This window comes from Acidihalobacter aeolianus (assembly GCF_001753165.1).
GTDB lineage: Bacteria > Pseudomonadota > Gammaproteobacteria > DSM-5130 > Acidihalobacteraceae > Acidihalobacter > Acidihalobacter aeolianus.
Genome location: NZ_CP017448.1, coordinates 3,035,986 through 3,051,145, shown reverse-complemented (window position 1 = coordinate 3,051,145; position 15,160 = coordinate 3,035,986). Strand labels below are relative to the sequence as shown.

General features: G+C 62.4%; 17 protein-coding genes and 1 pseudogene. 13 read left to right on the top strand and 5 right to left on the bottom strand.

The features are described 5' to 3' along the window. Nucleotides 1–4: 4 nt before the first annotated feature. Both BJI67_RS14220 and BJI67_RS14215 read right to left on the bottom strand, forming a co-directional pair. Nucleotides 5–754 (bottom strand): hypothetical protein, encoded by a 750-nt coding sequence (locus tag BJI67_RS14220; RefSeq protein ID WP_070073594.1) that lies wholly within the window; start codon nt 752–754, stop codon nt 5–7. After that, entirely contained in the window at nt 754–2,421 is a 1,668-nt protein-coding gene (locus tag BJI67_RS14215) for a proton-conducting transporter transmembrane domain-containing protein (RefSeq protein ID WP_070073593.1), read from the bottom strand. The genes BJI67_RS14220 and BJI67_RS14215 overlap by 1 nt, the downstream gene beginning before the upstream one ends. A gap of 512 nt (nt 2,422–2,933) precedes the next feature. Between BJI67_RS14215 and BJI67_RS14210 the strand changes: the two genes are divergently transcribed. From BJI67_RS14210 to BJI67_RS18035, 3 genes and pseudogenes are all read left to right on the top strand, one after another. After that, nucleotides 2,934–3,776: a hypothetical protein gene (locus tag BJI67_RS14210; RefSeq protein WP_156782164.1), complete on the top strand. Its 843-nt coding sequence runs from the start codon at nt 2,934–2,936 to the stop codon at nt 3,774–3,776. A gap of 65 nt (nt 3,777–3,841) precedes the next feature. Continuing rightward, nucleotides 3,842–4,285 (top strand): annotated as a pseudogene (locus tag BJI67_RS18335) (energy-coupling factor ABC transporter permease); the annotation flags it as partial. 29 nt (nt 4,286–4,314) lie between these two features. Next, complete coding sequence (locus BJI67_RS18035; RefSeq protein ID WP_070073591.1) at nt 4,315–4,512, top strand: hypothetical protein; 198 nt, start codon at nt 4,315–4,317, stop codon at nt 4,510–4,512. Nucleotides 4,513–4,543: 31 nt separating this feature from the next. Here the strand turns inward: BJI67_RS18035 and BJI67_RS14200 are convergent, their stop codons facing one another. Further along, nucleotides 4,544–4,999, bottom strand: a complete 456-nt coding sequence (locus tag BJI67_RS14200) for a CopD family protein (RefSeq protein WP_070073590.1) — start codon at nt 4,997–4,999, stop codon at nt 4,544–4,546. A gap of 163 nt (nt 5,000–5,162) precedes the next feature. On the opposite strand from BJI67_RS14200, the gene rpe reads away from it, so the two are divergent. The 9 genes from rpe (at nt 5,163) to speD (ending at nt 12,425) form a co-directional block, all read left to right on the top strand. Beyond that, nucleotides 5,163–5,855: a ribulose-phosphate 3-epimerase gene (gene rpe / locus BJI67_RS14195; protein WP_070073589.1), complete on the top strand. Its 693-nt coding sequence runs from the start codon at nt 5,163–5,165 to the stop codon at nt 5,853–5,855. Nucleotides 5,856–5,859: 4 nt separating this feature from the next. Beyond that, nucleotides 5,860–6,543 (top strand): phosphoglycolate phosphatase, encoded by a 684-nt coding sequence (locus BJI67_RS14190; RefSeq protein WP_070073588.1) that lies wholly within the window; start codon nt 5,860–5,862, stop codon nt 6,541–6,543. Nucleotides 6,544–6,753: 210 nt separating this feature from the next. After that, the gene (trpE, locus tag BJI67_RS14185) at nt 6,754–8,247 is read left to right on the top strand and encodes an anthranilate synthase component I (RefSeq protein ID WP_070073587.1); all 1,494 of its coding nucleotides are present in this window, start codon (nt 6,754–6,756) and stop codon (nt 8,245–8,247) included. A gap of 13 nt (nt 8,248–8,260) precedes the next feature. Beyond that, complete coding sequence (locus tag BJI67_RS14180; protein WP_070074171.1) at nt 8,261–8,863, top strand: anthranilate synthase component II; 603 nt, start codon at nt 8,261–8,263, stop codon at nt 8,861–8,863. Beyond that, nucleotides 8,860–9,894 carry an anthranilate phosphoribosyltransferase gene (gene trpD, locus BJI67_RS14175; RefSeq protein WP_070073586.1) on the top strand — a complete coding sequence of 345 codons (1,035 nt, stop codon included), beginning with the start codon at nt 8,860–8,862 and terminating at the stop codon, nt 9,892–9,894. Before BJI67_RS14180 ends, trpD begins: the two co-directional genes overlap by 4 nt. A gap of 2 nt (nt 9,895–9,896) precedes the next feature. Beyond that, complete coding sequence (gene trpC, locus BJI67_RS14170; protein WP_070073585.1) at nt 9,897–10,691, top strand: indole-3-glycerol phosphate synthase TrpC; 795 nt, start codon at nt 9,897–9,899, stop codon at nt 10,689–10,691. A 36-nt stretch (nt 10,692–10,727) separates the two neighbouring features. Then, nucleotides 10,728–11,144, top strand: a complete 417-nt coding sequence (locus BJI67_RS14165) for an OsmC family protein (RefSeq protein WP_070073584.1) — start codon at nt 10,728–10,730, stop codon at nt 11,142–11,144. Nucleotides 11,145–11,176: 32 nt separating this feature from the next. Next, nucleotides 11,177–11,581, top strand: coding sequence for a VOC family protein (locus BJI67_RS14160; protein WP_070073583.1), 405 nt, complete (start codon nt 11,177–11,179; stop codon nt 11,579–11,581). Between the two features lie 31 nt (nt 11,582–11,612). Further along, nucleotides 11,613–12,425, top strand: coding sequence for an adenosylmethionine decarboxylase (gene speD, locus BJI67_RS14155; RefSeq protein WP_070073582.1), 813 nt, complete (start codon nt 11,613–11,615; stop codon nt 12,423–12,425). Here the strand turns inward: speD and coq7 are convergent, their stop codons facing one another. Together coq7 and BJI67_RS14145 are read right to left on the bottom strand one after the other, a co-directional pair. Then, on the bottom strand, nt 12,426–13,064 hold the full coding sequence (coq7, locus tag BJI67_RS14150) for a 2-polyprenyl-3-methyl-6-methoxy-1,4-benzoquinone monooxygenase (protein WP_070073581.1): 639 nt from the start codon (nt 13,062–13,064) through the stop codon (nt 12,426–12,428). 9 nt (nt 13,065–13,073) lie between these two features. Beyond that, nucleotides 13,074–14,312: a (Fe-S)-binding protein gene (locus BJI67_RS14145; protein WP_197513138.1), complete on the bottom strand. Its 1,239-nt coding sequence runs from the start codon at nt 14,310–14,312 to the stop codon at nt 13,074–13,076. 102 nt (nt 14,313–14,414) lie between these two features. On the opposite strand from BJI67_RS14145, the gene BJI67_RS14140 reads away from it, so the two are divergent. Further along, on the top strand, nt 14,415–15,134 hold the full coding sequence (locus BJI67_RS14140) for a DUF481 domain-containing protein (RefSeq protein WP_070073579.1): 720 nt from the start codon (nt 14,415–14,417) through the stop codon (nt 15,132–15,134). Nucleotides 15,135–15,160: the final 26 nt, after the last annotated feature.

Here is a 15,160-nt window from a genome sequence, read left to right as displayed (position 1 = left end):
AGCCTCACTGCAGTAGCGATGGGGACAGGGCCAGACCGACAAGCACGAGCAGCGCGAGCACGCCGGCAAGGCCGTAGAGGGTCTGTTGTGCCAGATCGGGGGGCGCAGTCGGCGTCTGTGCCTTGCCGAACATGAAACCCTGCAGCATCACGACGGCGGCCCAGGTCCAGAGCACCCAGACAAGCAGTACCGTTGCGGCTGCTGCAATGCCGCTGTGGAAGGCGATGCCGGTCAGGACGAAGAATCCGGGGAACAGTGGTGTCGCGATGGCGGCCAGTACGGTCAGGGTCAGCATGCCGGCGAGCTGTGGTTGATGTTGGTGGAGTCTGCCGTACAGCCCGGCATAGGCGGCGCCGAAGCGTTCGTCCAGGGCTCCGACGAGGACGCTCAACAGGGCCAGCGGGATGGCGAGGGACAATGCCGCAGGCCAGGTGGCCGTCGTGGGGCCGAGCAGCCAGAGCAGGGCATAGCCGGAGGCCCCGAGATAGGCGCCCCACAAACGCAGGTCGCGGGTGGCGAGCAGGCGGACGGCGTAGAGCAAGGCGCTCGCCAGCACCCAGACCTGCAACCATTCCGGCAGTGGCGTGGCATGCCCTAGGATGGTCACGCCGACCAGAGGCCAGAGCACGAACAGGCCCGTGCGCAACGTCGTCGCGCGGACCTTGCGGCCGATCAGGTAGACGAACAGCCCGCTGAAGGGGAAGAGCGGCAGGAACCAGACGGCCACGACGAAGCGAAGGGCGAACTCGGTCATTACAGCCACCTCAGCCAGCGATTGAGTCGGCCGGAGAGTCTGAACAGGGCTCGACCCAGCAGCGAGTAAAGATCGGAGATATATAGCTCGCGCGAGAGGTGGGTGTAGGCATTCACCCACAACGCCCGGCGGTTGTGTAGCTCACCCTGGCGGCGGTCGGTGCGGTAGACCAGCAGCCAGCCGACGAAAATGACCAGGGTAATGAGCGCGACGAGGATATAGAACCAAGGCTGGTCGATGCTGGCAGCGTGGTAGATGGCGAGCCTCATCGATTCGTCGGGATACAGGAAGACGCCGAATCCGTAGCTGATCAGGGTATAACCGACCACGATGATCAGCAACGAAACGATCGCGAGGATCACCATGCGCCAAGGGTCGCCGCTTTCCATGCGATGGATCGAGTACAGCAGTTGTGCGCCGGTCATCCAGCCGAAGAACAGCAGCACGATGGCGCCCTGTTCCTGGAACAGGTCGCTGACGACGAACCAGTGGGCGAAGCCAAGCAGCAGCGCAGGTACGGCCACGGTGAGCAAGGCCATCGCCAGCCAGGAAGGTTTGCTGGCGCTGGGTTGGCGTTCAACGACGAAGGTGTACACGCTGTTTTTCGGCACATTGTCGGTGTGTCGTGCGCTGCCGATGACTCCCCCGGAATTGAGGAACAGCGTGCCCTTGAACAGGCCATGTGCGATGAGGTGGAAGATCGCGAGCGGAAAGGCGCCGACACCGCATTCCATGATCATGAAGCCCATCTGGCCCATGGTCGAGTAGCCCAGAGACTTCTTGATGTCGTTCTGGATGAGCATGAGCATGGAGCCGATGATGGCAGTCAGCAATCCCACTACGAAGGCCCAGTGCAATACGCTGCCGGCGTTGATGAAGATCGGTGCGAAGCGGTTGATGATGAAGGCGCCAGCGTTGACGATGCCTGCGTGCATCAGTGCGGAAACCGGGGTTGGGCCCTCCATCGTGTAGGGCAGCCAGGTGTGCAGGAGGAACTGCGCTGAGCGGGCGAACGCGGACAGCACGATCAGGGCCGCTGCGGTGCCGACGACCGGCCAGCCGCCGATGTCCAGTCCTGGCGCTATGCGCACCAGTTCGAAGAGCTTGGGTAGGTATAGCGTACCGTAGGCGTGATACAGCAGCGCTGCTGCCAGGACCATGGGAATGTCGCCAAGACGGTAGGTCAACAGGGTCCAGAGCGCATAACGCTGGGCGCTGCGGCTGCGGGTTTCGAAGCCGAGCAGGAAATACAGCAGGATGCCGATGAGATGCCAGGCGACCAGCAACAGAATCAGGTTGCCGGCAAGCACCATCAGCATCAGGGCCGCCGTCATCAGGTCGAGCAGCATGAAGAAATGTGCGTAGCGCGGCTCCTCGGCCATGTAGCGCAGGGAATAGACATGAACGACGAGACTGATCGCCGCAATGACCGTGGCCATCAGCGTGCCCAGCGGGTCGAGCAGCAGAAATCGGTAAATACCGTGACCGACAGGTGCCTGATAGCCTGCCAGCTGACCTACGAGCAGCGCGCCCGCAAGCGCCAGCTCTACCACGATGAGGATTACGCTAAGTCTACCCGCGCGCAGCGCCGTGCCCTGGGGCATCGCTCTGATCGCCGCTGCCGAGAGCAACGGGAGTGTGGGTAGAAGCAGGAGCAATATTTCCATCACCCGCTCGCCCTGTTGGCTGAATCAAATGTAGGCCGCGCGTTGCAGGTTGGCACTGGGGCTGCGATCCGATGCGCCTGGTTGCTGCGGTGGTATCCGGTGGCGGGACAGGGTTCCTGGCATCGACTCTTCATGACGTGATCTCCGGTTGGCCAGGCGGTTTCTTGGCCAAGCGTCGGTTGCGCAATCAAGGGTTAAGCTTATGCGATACATCAGGTTGTGTTATGCAAAACAAATATAGTATAGCTTAATTTAATTCTAAGTCTTGTCGTCGATGCAAGTTTCCGCGTATAGGGTGTTTGTATGGTTTCAGCACCCAATGCAGGTGAGGCAGAGGCCGGAGGCATGCCGGACTGAGGTGGATTGAGGTGCATTCGACGCTGCACAGATATCGGTGGCTGCGCACCGTAACGCGAAAGCGCTATGATTACTGCGGCATTGGCCGCCTGCCGAGGCGGTCGCGCTACACTGAAAATATCCATACGAAGCGATAAGAAACAGGAGACGATGGAATGTGTAGACGGACTTTGGTAGCCGCCGGCCTGCTGCTGGCGTCGTGTGGCACAGCTTGGGCAGGCGAGGTCAATACGGCCATCGTCAATGCCGATCGGTATCTGTCGGTCCAGTTGGGCGGCATGCAGCAGAATTATCGCGAGACGTATAACGGGACGGTGCCTGACAAGGAGCAGGGAACGATACCAAGTATCGGTATCGAGTACTCGTTGCTGGGGTTGGATCGTCCGTTTCGCTTTGTGCTGGGGCTGAATTACGCCAGTGGCGATACCCATTACATCGGCAGCTTGCAGAATGGCACGCCGTTTAACACGGTAACGGGGAATCACATCCTCGATGCCCATATCGGCCTCGGCTACGCCTTCGGTTTCGGTTCATTCGCGCTCATTCCCGGAGTTGAGTACGGCGAACATAGCTGGACTCGCAATATCAGCCACAACGCGGATATCTACTATCCGGCCGCCAACACGGTTGTGGCCGGCGGGCAGGAGCGCTACGGCAATCAATACGCCGCATTCACCTTGGATGGGCAGTTCGCGATCAATCAGGTTACCGTGCTGTCGCTGAGCGGCGCCTACGGTACGACGCTCAATCCGACGATGACGAACAGCTCGCATCCAGGCCTGACCTATTATTTAGGGACGAAGCCGTGGGCCCGAATCGGCCTGAAGCTGGATTACGCAGCGTATGAAAATCTTCACCTGGGGGTGGGCGTTAGCTATACGCGCTTCAAATATGGCATGTCCGGGCAGTATCCCGTCAGCAGCACCCTGCTGACGTTCGAGCCAAACAGCGAAACCCAGCAGACGAACTTCGATCTGACGCTGAGCTATAACTTCTAGACGGCGGACTCGGAGGTCGGGTGCCGGCGGGATTGCTCCCGACGGCACCGCCCCGCGGGGCGGTAATGGAAGGTTTGTGGGCTGGCTATCCGGTTGAAGCATGCTGGGCAACGTGGTCCGCGGCGGCGGCGGGCGTGATGCTGGCGTTGGGCGCAGTCCGATGGCGCCGATTCTTGGACCAGCCTTCGCTGGTTCATCTCTTCGTGATTTGCACGTTGTGCCTGTCCGCGCTGTGGAGACTACGGGCGGGCACGGCACCGGATCTGGGGCTGCACCTGCTCGGCGCCGCAACGGTTACATTGATGTTGGGCTGGGCGCTTGCCACCCTGGCCGGCATGTTGGCTCTCCTGGTTCCCGCCGTGCTCTGGGGCATCGGGGGCGGGACTCAACTGCCGGTGGATCTATTGAGCAGCGCGGTGCTGCCGGCCGCAGTGGTGTGGGGGCCGCACCGTCTGGTAGTGCGCCGTCTACCGGCGCACTTGTTCGTCTATCTGTATTTGTGCGCGTTCCTGGGCGGCGTATTGAGCGTGGTCGCCAGTTGCGTGACCGTCGCCTGCGCCAGGGGATGGCGGGTGCCTACCCGCCATCCCGTCTGTTGCACGATTACCTGGTCTACCTGCCGCTGCTCGCGCTGCCGGAAGGGATGCTCAACGGCATGTTGGTCACGGCTCTGGTGATGGTGCGCCCCGGCTGGCAGATCACGTACAGCGATGCGCGCTACCTCAAGAGCAAGTAGCGGAAGGCGGTCTGGCCGGCAGATTTGCGGTTTATAGCGTGGGGCCGAGACCGGCGATCACGATCACGACCAGCCCGAGCATCAGGTTGACGCCGATCAACTTGCGGATCTGTCCCAGGCGTCGTCCGCCTTCGGCGAAATTCTCTGCCGCGTTGGCCTGGCGAAGGCGGCGATATGGCGCAAAGAAGATGTGCGCGTAGATCAGCATCATCACGATACCGATGCCGAACATGGCGTGAATATACGGCGCGCTCTTCATGCCGCCGAAAAAGGCGAACATCATCCACAGGCCAGTGCCGAGCAGCAGGATCACGGCCAGCCAGACCCAGGGGAAGAAGCGGGCGAAGGTGGCTTCCCAGAGGCGCAGGCGGGGTGGCGGTTCGAGTACCGCCACCGCTGCGGGACGCAGGGCCACATAGGCGAAGAACATGCCGCCGACCCAGACGACGGCGGAGAGCAGGTGCAGGGTGAGCAGCAGCATCAGCATGATGGTTCCTCGGCGAATCGGTGTCCCGCGAAGCCGGGACGCGCGGGCATTGTGCTTCAACGCGCTGCCGCCGGACAACCGGTGACTGGCAGAGGGCTGTAAATCCTTATCCGATGCGTTAGAGTTCGCGTCCCTGGAAACGACACTGAGGCAGGCGTCCATCATGGCTAACGACAACCTGATTGCACCTTCCATCCTTTCGGCGGACTTCGCGCGTCTGGGCGAGGAGGTCAACCACGTGCTAGCGTCCGGTGCCGACATCGTTCATTTCGACGTGATGGACAATCACTACGTGCCGAATCTGACCATCGGCCCGCTGGTCTGCGAGGCGCTGCGCAAGCACGGCGTGACCGCACCCATCGACGTGCATCTGATGGTCAAGCCGGTTGATCGCATCATTCCCGATTTCGCCGCGGCCGGTGCCACGTACATCACCTTCCATCCCGAGGCCAGCGACCACATCGACCGCAGTCTGCAGCTGATCCGCGACAGCGGCTGCAAGTCCGGTCTGGTGTTCAATCCGGCCACGCCGCTGTCCTATCTCGAGTACGTGATGGACAAGGTCGACATGGTGTTGCTGATGTCGGTGAATCCGGGTTTCGGTGGCCAGAAGTTCATCCCGGCAACCCTGGAAAAATTGCGTCAGGCGCGCCGCCTGATCGACGAATCCGGATTGCCGATCCGCCTGGAGATCGACGGCGGCGTGAAGGTAGACAACATCCGCGAGATCAAGGCCGCTGGCGCCGACACCTTCGTCGCCGGCTCTGCGATCTTCGGCGCCGGCAAGGACAGCGACCCGAATCGCTACGATTCGGTGCTCGCGGCGATGCGCGCCGAACTGGCCAAGGCGGAGTAGCTCCGTGCTCGCGCGTCCCAGGCTGATACTCATAGATCTGGACGGGACGCTGGTCGACAGCGTGCCGGATCTGGCGTGGTGCGTGAACGAAACGCTGGACCGCCTCGGCATGGCGCAACATCCCGAGTCGGCGATACGTCAGTGGGTCGGCAACGGTGTCGACCGTCTGGTCGAACGAGCGCTGGTCAATGACATAGACGGGATGCCGGAACCCGACCTGCGCACCCGAGCGTTGCCCGTCTTCTATGAGCTGTATGCCGAACACACCGCCAAGCTCAGCCGGTTGTATCCCGGGGTCGAGGCGGGGCTGGACGCGTTTGCGGCGATGGGCTGTCATCTCGGATGCGTGACCAACAAGGCCGAGCGCTTCACGCTCCCGTTGCTGGAACATCTGGGCATTCTGGGGCGTTTCGGGTTGGTGGTGAGCGGCGACAAGCTGCCCGAACGCAAGCCTTCTCCGCGGCCCTTGCTGTACGCGGCCGAACATTTCCGCGTTGCGCCGGGCGATTCGACCATGATCGGCGATTCGCGCAGCGACGTGGCCGCCGCGCGGGCCGCGGGCTTCCAGATCGTCTGCGTCAGCTACGGCTACAACCACGGCGTCGATATCCGCGAGGAGCAGCCCGATGCCGTGGTCGACTCGATGGCGGAGATACCCGCGCTGTTTGAAACGTCTGTTGCGGGTTGAAATGCGGGACATGCGGCCACTAGCCAAGCGCCGCATGCCTGTGTTTATAATCGGGCCGCGGCCGATGCCGCGATAAACGTACGTCAATCTTCGAAAGATACAGGCATGGCCAATTTCCGAGTCAAAGCGATGTGGTGCACGATGCGATGGTGGCGCTGATTCAGCTTCGCCCCTACCGCACGTTCGCAACCCCAGACTCGGAATCTAGCCATGAGCCCTGAACAGTTCGCCCAACTCGCCGCGCGCGGGTTCAATCGCATACCTGTCGTCCGCGAGGTGCTCGCGGATCTGGACACCCCGCTTTCCGCCTACCTCAAGCTCGCCGACGCGCCCTATACCTACCTGTTCGAGTCGGTGCAGGGCGGCGAGAAATGGGGCCGTTACTCGATGATCGGCCTGTCCGCGCGCGATGTGGTGCGCGTTCGCGGTCACGAGGTGACGGTCGAATCCGCCGGACGGGTTGTGGAGCGTCTTCGAGTCGACGATCCCCTGGCCTGGATCGAGGACTTGCAAGCGCGCTACCGCGTGGCCGAGCGCGACGACCTGCCGCGTTTCACCGGCGGTCTGGTCGGCTATTTCGGTTTCGACACTATCCGCTATATCGAACCGCGGCTCGCGCGCGGGGCCGAGGATAAGGCGGACCCCATTGGCACCCCCGACATCCTGCTCATGGTGTCGGAGGAAGTGGTGGTGTTCGACAACCTGAGCGGAAAGCTGTCCTGCATCGTGCATGCGGACCCCGATGCGCCCGATGCGTTGACGCGCGCCGAACGCCGGCTGGACGAGCTCGCCGCGCGGTTGCGAGATGCCCGCGCGGCCTATCGCGCCAAATCGGGTACGCGCCAGGTCGACGAGGCCGATTTCACGTCCAGTTTCACACGCGAAGGCTATGAAGACGCGGTGCGACGTATCCGCGAGTACATCGTCGAGGGCGATGTCATGCAGGTGGTGCCCTCGCAGCGTATGTCGATTCCCTTCGACGCCCGCCCGCTGGACCTCTACCGGGCGCTGCGCCAGCTCAATCCCTCCCCCTACATGTACTATCTCCATCTGGACGATTTCCACATCGTCGGTTCGTCCCCGGAAATTCTTGCGCGGCTGGAGGACGGCGAGGTCACCGTGCGTCCGATCGCCGGCACGCGCCCGCGCGGGCGCAATGCCCGCGAGGATCGAGATCTGGAGGCGGAATTGCTCGCCGACCCCAAGGAGATCGCCGAACACTTGATGTTGATCGACCTCGGTCGCAACGACGCCGGCCGCGTCAGCGAGGTGGGTTCGGTCACGGTCACCGAACAGATGACCATCGAGCGCTATTCGCACGTGATGCACATCGTCTCTCATGTCACCGGGCGCCTGCGCACCGGGCTGGGGGCGATGGACGTACTGCGCGCGACCTTCCCGGCCGGTACCGTGAGCGGCGCGCCGAAGATCCGCGCGCTGGAAATCATCGACGAGCTCGAACCGGTGCGCCGGGGAGTCTATTCCGGAGCCGTCGGCTACCTTGCCTGGAACGGCAACATGGATACCGCCATCGCCATCCGCACGGCCGTGATCAAAGACGGCACGCTGCATATCCAGGCCGGTGGCGGCATTGTCTACGACTCGGTACCCGCTGCCGAGTGGGAGGAGACGTTGAACAAGCGTCGTGCCATGTTCCGCGCCGTCGCCCTGGCTGAGGCCGGGCTCGATGGTGGCCATCGGTGAGAGGAGTGCCGTCATGCTGCTGATGATCGACAACTACGATTCCTTTACCTACAACCTGGTTCAGTATCTGGGCGAACTGGGCGCCGACGTCGCGGTGCGGCGCAACGACGCCGTCACGCTGGACGAGATAGAACGCTTCGCGCCCTCGCATATCGTCGTCTCGCCTGGGCCCTGTACGCCGAACGAAGCCGGTATTTCGATGGCGGCGATCGAGCGTTTCGCCGGACGCATCCCCATTCTCGGCGTGTGCCTTGGCCACCAGTGCATCGGTCAGGTGTTCGGCGGTCGGGTCATCCATGCGCGCGAGATCATGCATGGCAAGACCTCGCCGATCCATCATGCCGATCGAGGCGTTTTCGCCGGTTTGCCCCAGCCGATGCAGGCCACCCGCTATCACTCGCTGGTGGTCGCGCGCGAAGGTCTGCCCGAGGCATTGGAAGTGACTGCCTGGACCGAGCTCCGCGAAGGCGAGTTCGACGAGATCATGGGATTGCGCCACCAGGATCTCGCGGTCGAGGGTGTGCAGTTCCATCCGGAATCCATCCTCACGCCAGAGGGCCATGCGTTGCTGGCCAATTTCCTGCGCGTCGATTCGCCGCGGAGGGCGGCCGCATGAACCTCACCGAAGCCATCGCGCGACTGCTCGCGCGCGAGGATCTCGGCACCGCCGAGATGAACGATGTGATGGGGCTGATCATGGGCGGCGAGGCAACGTCGGCGCAGATCGGGGCATTCCTGATGGGCCTTGCCATGAAAGGCGAAACCGTGACCGAAGTCGCGGCGGCGGCCCATGTCATGCGCGGACTCGCCCTGCCCGTGGACATCGATACCGAGGGCGTGGTCGATATTGTCGGCACCGGAGGCGACGGCGCGCGGACCTTCAATGTTTCGACCACAGCAAGCTTCGTCGTGGCAGGGGCGGGTGGTCGCGTGGCCAAGCACGGCAATCGCTCGATATCCAGATCGTCGGGTTCTGCTGACGTACTCGAAAGCCTCGGCATCCCACTCGATCTCAAGCCGGCGCAGATCGCGCGCTGCGTGCGCGAAGTGGGCGTCGGCTTCATGTTCGCGCCCATGCACCATGCCGCAATGAAGCACGCGATCGGGCCGCGCCGCGAGATGGGCGTGCGCACGATCTTCAACGTGCTGGGACCGTTGACCAACCCGGCGGGGGTGAAGAATCAGTTGCTGGGTGTCTACAGTCCGCGCTGGGTCGAGCCATTGGCCGAGGTGCTGCAGCGTCTCGGCAGTCGCCATGTGATGGTGGTGCATGCCGAGGACGGACTCGATGAAATCAGCATCGCGGCGCCGACGCGGGTTGCCGAACTGCGCGACGGCCGGATTCGGAGTTATCGGCTCAATCCCGAAGACTGCGGGTTGGCACTCGCGCCGCTCGATGCGATCCGCGTTGACGACCCTGCAGCCAGCCGTGCGATGGTGATGGGCGTGCTCGCGGGCGAACGCGGCCCAGCCCGCGATATCGTACTGCTCAATGCCGGCGCGGCCCTGTACGTCTCCGGGCATGCGCAGGACATGTGCGACGGTGTGGCCCTGGCGGCACGCGCCATCGACAGCGGTGCTGCCCGCGCGCGGCTGGATGCCTTTGTTCGCTTAGCACAAGCGCTGGCGGGTGGCGAGGCAACGTGAACATGCCCCGTAGCGACATCCTGCGCACCATCCTCGCACGCAAGGCCGAGGAGTTGGCGGAAAGGCGTGCCGCCGTCCCGCTCGATGCGATGCGGGCCCGTACCGCCGATGCCCCGCCGGTGCGCCCCTTCGCCGCCGCGCTCGAGGCGAGAATCGCCGATGGGCGGGCCGGCGTGATCGCCGAAATCAAACGTGCGTCGCCGAGCAAGGGGCTGATCCGCGAGCATTTCGATCCCCCCGCGATAGCGCGCAGCTATGCGGCGGGCGGTGCCAGCTGTCTTTCGGTGCTCACCGACCGCGATTTCTTCCAGGGCGACGATGCCTATCTGATGGCGGCGCGCGAGGCCTGTGGGTTGCCGGTGCTGCGCAAGGATTTCGTAATCGACGTCTATCAGGTCTATGAGGCAAGGGTGCTCGGTGCCGATTGCATACTGCTCATTGTGGCCGCGCTCGACGACGTCGTGCTTGCCGAATGTCTGGAGCTTGCCCAGAAGCTGGGCATGGACGCGCTGATCGAAGTACACGACGCGGATGAGCTGCGCCGTGCACTTGCCTTGCCGGGTGGTCTGTTGGGTATCAACAATCGCAATCTGCGCACCTTCGAAACTCGGCTGGAAAATACGCTGGACCTACTGGAAAGCATACCGTCGGCACGTCGTGTGATTACCGAGAGCGGGATCCGTTCCCGCGAGGATGTCGCGCGCATGCGGGCGGCGGGTGTACACGCCTTTCTGGTCGGCGAGACCTTCATGCGTGCCGACGATCCCGGTACGCAGCTGGCCGCATTGTTCGATTGACGCTGCGCCGTCGGCGCATCCTGGAGGTGGATGATTATGAAAGCCCGGGTCAAATGGCTGGATCATATGAGCTTCGTCGGGGAGTCCGAGAGCGGGCATTCCGTGGTCATGGACGGCGCACAGGAATTCGGTGGACGTAATCTTGGCCTGCGGCCGATGGAGATGCTGTTGCTCGGTATGGGCGGCTGCTCTTCCTTCGACGTGGTTAACATCCTCAAGCGCGGGCGACAGGATCTCGTCGGTTGCGAAGTGCTGTTGGAGGCTGAACGCGCCAGTGAAGACCCCAAGGTGTTTACCAGGATTCATGCGCATTTCGTGGTGAGCGGTCGCGATCTCAGCGAGAAGCGAGTCGCCCAGGCGGTACAGCTTTCGGCTGAAAAGTACTGTTCCGCCTCGATCATGCTGGGGCAGATGGCCCGGATCACCCACGACTTTGAGATCGTGGCCGTCTGAGCCACTTTCATCCTCAGGTACAGGAGCAGGATATGCAGCGTCCACCGGCGACGGGCGGGATGCGCCATCTGGCGTTGAACGTCATCAATTTGGAGGCTGCCGAGCGATTCTACGTCGAGTTGCTCGGCATGGGGGTGGAATGGCGCCCCGATCCGGACAACCTCTATCTCTGTTCGGGTTGCGACAATCTGGCCCTGCACCGCGCGGCCGAATCCGCGCACGCGGAATCGGGGCAGCGTCTGGATCACTTGGGTTTCATCCTGCGCGAGCCGGAGGATGTTGACGCCTGGTTCGAGTTCCTCCAGGCGCATGACGTGCCGATCGACAAGCCGCCTCGCACCCATCGCGACGGCGCGCGCAGCTTCTATTGCTTCGACCCGGATGGCAATCGGGTGCAAATGATCTATCATCCGCCCGTCGCCGCCGCCTGCGGCTGAATCGAGCATTGTTTTTAGGAGGACGCAGCGGGTGCCCAAGGCCAAGCAGCGCAAGATCAAGCTCCATGGTTTCAACAACCTGACCAAGAGCCTGAGCTTCAATATCTACGATATCTGCTACGCGCAGACCGAAGAACACCGGGCCGAGTACATCGCGTATATCGATGAGGTCTATAACGCCACGCGTCTGACGCAGATCATCACCGAGGTGGCTGACATCATCGGTGCCAATATCCTCGACGTTTCCCAGCAGGACTACGAGCCCCAGGGCGCCAGTGTGGTGATGCTGATTTCGGAGGAGCCCATCGTTTCCGAGCAGGTTGAAAACGTCGAGGAACCCGGGCCACTGCCGGAGACGGTGCTCGCGCACCTGGACAAGAGCCACATCACGGTGCATACCTATCCCGAGAGTCACCCGCAGGGAGGCATCAGCACCTTCCGCGCCGATATCGATGTATCCACCTGTGGGCGAATCTCCCCGTTGCGCGCCCTGAACTATCTGATCCACAGCTTCGAGTCTGACATCGTGACGGTGGATTACCGCGTCCGCGGCTTCACCCGCGACATCCGCGGCAAGAAGCACTACATCGACCACAAGATTAACTCGATCCAGAACTTCCTCGCCAGCGACACCCGCGAGAGCTATCAGATGATCGACGTCAACGTCTATCAGGAGCACATTTTCCATACCAAGATGCTGCTCAAGGATTTCAATATCGACAACTACCTGTTCGGCATGGGCCGTGGCGATTACACGGCCGCCGAGCTCAAGAAGATCGAGCGCCGCCTGAAACGGGAAATGTCGGAAATCTTTTACGGCCGCAACATGGTGCGTGCGCGCTGACTACAGGCGCTCTGCCGTCGTCGTCATGACCTTGGACACGATGCGCATCATCCCGCGTACCGGGGCGGGCAGCTTGGCCGCGCCGGCCGTCCGCGCCTTGTAGGCATGGTGCGTCTCGTCCTCGCGCATCTGCACCAGGACCGCCCGGCTGCGCTGGTCGTCCATCGGCAGCTTCTGCAGGTGCTCGTCGATATGCCGCACCACCTGCTGTTCCGTTTCGTCGACGAATCCCAGGCTCCAGCGGTCGCCGGCGAGCCCTGCCAGGGCGCCGATGCCGAAACTGCCCCAGTACCAGAACGGGTTGAGATAGCTCTTGTGCTCGCCCAGTGCCTGCAGACGAGCCTCGCACCAGGCCAGATGGTCGTTTTCCTCGTCCGCGGAGCGCTGCATCTGTTCGCGGACCTCGGCATTTTTCGCCGTGGCGGCTTGCCCCTGGTATAGCCCCTGGGCGGATACCTCACCCGCGTGATCGACACGCAGCAACCGCCCGGCGAGTCGTCGACGTGCATCGTCCAGTTCGGCTTCCTGTAGGCCGCTTGCTGGATTGGGGCGTCCGGTCGTCGGCGGCGCGGCGTAGACGGTGCGCAAGGATTGGTCGATGGCACCGAGGAGACGATCGATCTGGCTTAGGTTTCTCATGCCGCAAGACTAAGCGACGTCATTGGTCGTCGCAAGAGGCGGCAGGAGTCGTGCGATGAGGGTCACGGGGTGGACGACCTCGACCTCATGGCCGGCACGGCGCAACGCGGCCTGGAGGTGAAGCGAGCATCCGATGTTCGTGCTGACCACGCAGTCGGGGGCGGTACGCGCGATGTCGGCGACCTTGTCCGCGACCAGCGTATCGGCCATTTCGGGGTGGTCGAGCATATAGCGGCCGGCGGCGCCGCAGCATTGGTCGTTGCGAGCGATCTCGTACGTGTTGACCCCCGGGATGCGTGCCAGCAACGCGAGGACATCGCTGTCGGCATGCAACACGCGTCGTAAGGAACAGGGCGTGTGTACGGCTACCCGCAGGTCTGTTTTTGGCCAGGCGATGCCGGACCAGTCGGCTGTCAGCAGGAACGAGCAGATGTCCTGGGTAGCATGGGCCAAGGGTGCGGCGGCGTTACCGTGCCAGCTGACCATGTCCTTGAGCGTGGCGCCGCAACCACTGGCGGTCGAAAGGATCGGCAGAGTCGGCGTGAACGCGGCGAGATTGGTTTGTGCCAGGGCCTGTGCGGAGGTTTCGTCGCCGGCGTGCAATGGCAGGGCCCCGCAGCAGGTCTGCGCTTCCGGCACGACCACGCGGTAACCCAGATACATCAATACCGTGTGTGCCGACAGCAGCGTGGCGCGATCGAAGACCTCTCCTGCACAGCCGGTGAACAATTGTACCGTCGGCTTGTCCGTATCCTCATCGAAGGACGAATCCATTCCGGTCTGTGCATCCATGTCGATGAGTGGGGTTTTTTGCAGTTTGGGCATCAGGCTGTGTAGCCTGCCGAGGCCGGCGGGAAGGGCGTCGGCAAATTGAGTCCCCCATCGATCGACCCCGCTGTCCTGCCAGAAACGCAGTGCCGCATAGACCAGCCGCCTCAATTTGCGGCTACGCGTGAACTGCCGGAGGACGCGAGACTCCAAGGGCTGCGGCCCGGCCGGTCGGGTATTTCCAGCCAACTCGCTGCGGACGGCGTCGATCAGCGATGCGTAGGGGACGCGAGAAGGGCACATGTCCTCGCAGGCGCGACAGACCAGGCAGCCGTCGAGGTGCTCGATGACGCGCGCGTCTGCCTTGATCGCGCCACGCGCCAAGGCCTGGATCAGCGATATCCGGCCTCTCGGCGAATCGGGTTCCTGGCGGCTCTGCAGGTAGGTGGGGCAGTGCGGCAGACAGAGTCCGCATTGCACGCAACTGTCAGTGGCAAGGAAGCGTTCTGGATGAGGCAAAGATGCATCGGGAGGCAGGCGTGGGCTCATTTCATCCTGTGAAGCGACTTGAGAGAGGTACTCATGCGTTCGTTTGTCTATGTTATCGCCATCGGCCTCATGGCGTTTGCTTGCTTGAATTCGGCCCAAGCAGCTGCGCCGCCAGTGGGATGGTCAGGTTACATTCAATTGGGAGGCGTGCAGACCACAGGTAATACTGAGTCGAGTACGGCTGATGGCAAGTTCAAGCTCAACTACCTGCGAGACCCTTGGCAAAATACTTTCAGACTCAGTGGTCTCTATGCCTCAAGTTACGGTACGACCAGTGCGCAGAGTTGGGAGGGTTCCAATCAAGCGCGCTATTCCTACACCAAACACAATTATCTCTTCGGATTGCTGAATGCTCAGGCGGTGAGATTCAGCGGCTACGATTACCAGGTTTCCGAAGTTGCGGGGCTGGGGCGGAGGCTATATGACACTGCCCGTCAGACTCTCGATGTCGAGGCGGGTGTTGGTGCTCGCCAGAGTCGTCTGACGCAGGGCGTGGCACAAGATACGGCTATCGCCAGGCTCGGAGCCGGATACGAATTCGACATCAGTAGCCATTCCATGTTCAGCCAACACGTGTCGGCCGAGATCGGTAAGGACAACACGTATATCAAGTCGGTTTCCGGGCTCAAGATGAGCATATATGGGGCGTTGAGCGCGAATCTGACGTACACCGTCACACACAACAGCAATGTGCCGGCTGGCACGCGCAAGACGGATACGATTTCCTCGGTCACCCTGGAGTATGATTTTTGATCCGTCAGCCACACATGGCGTGACCG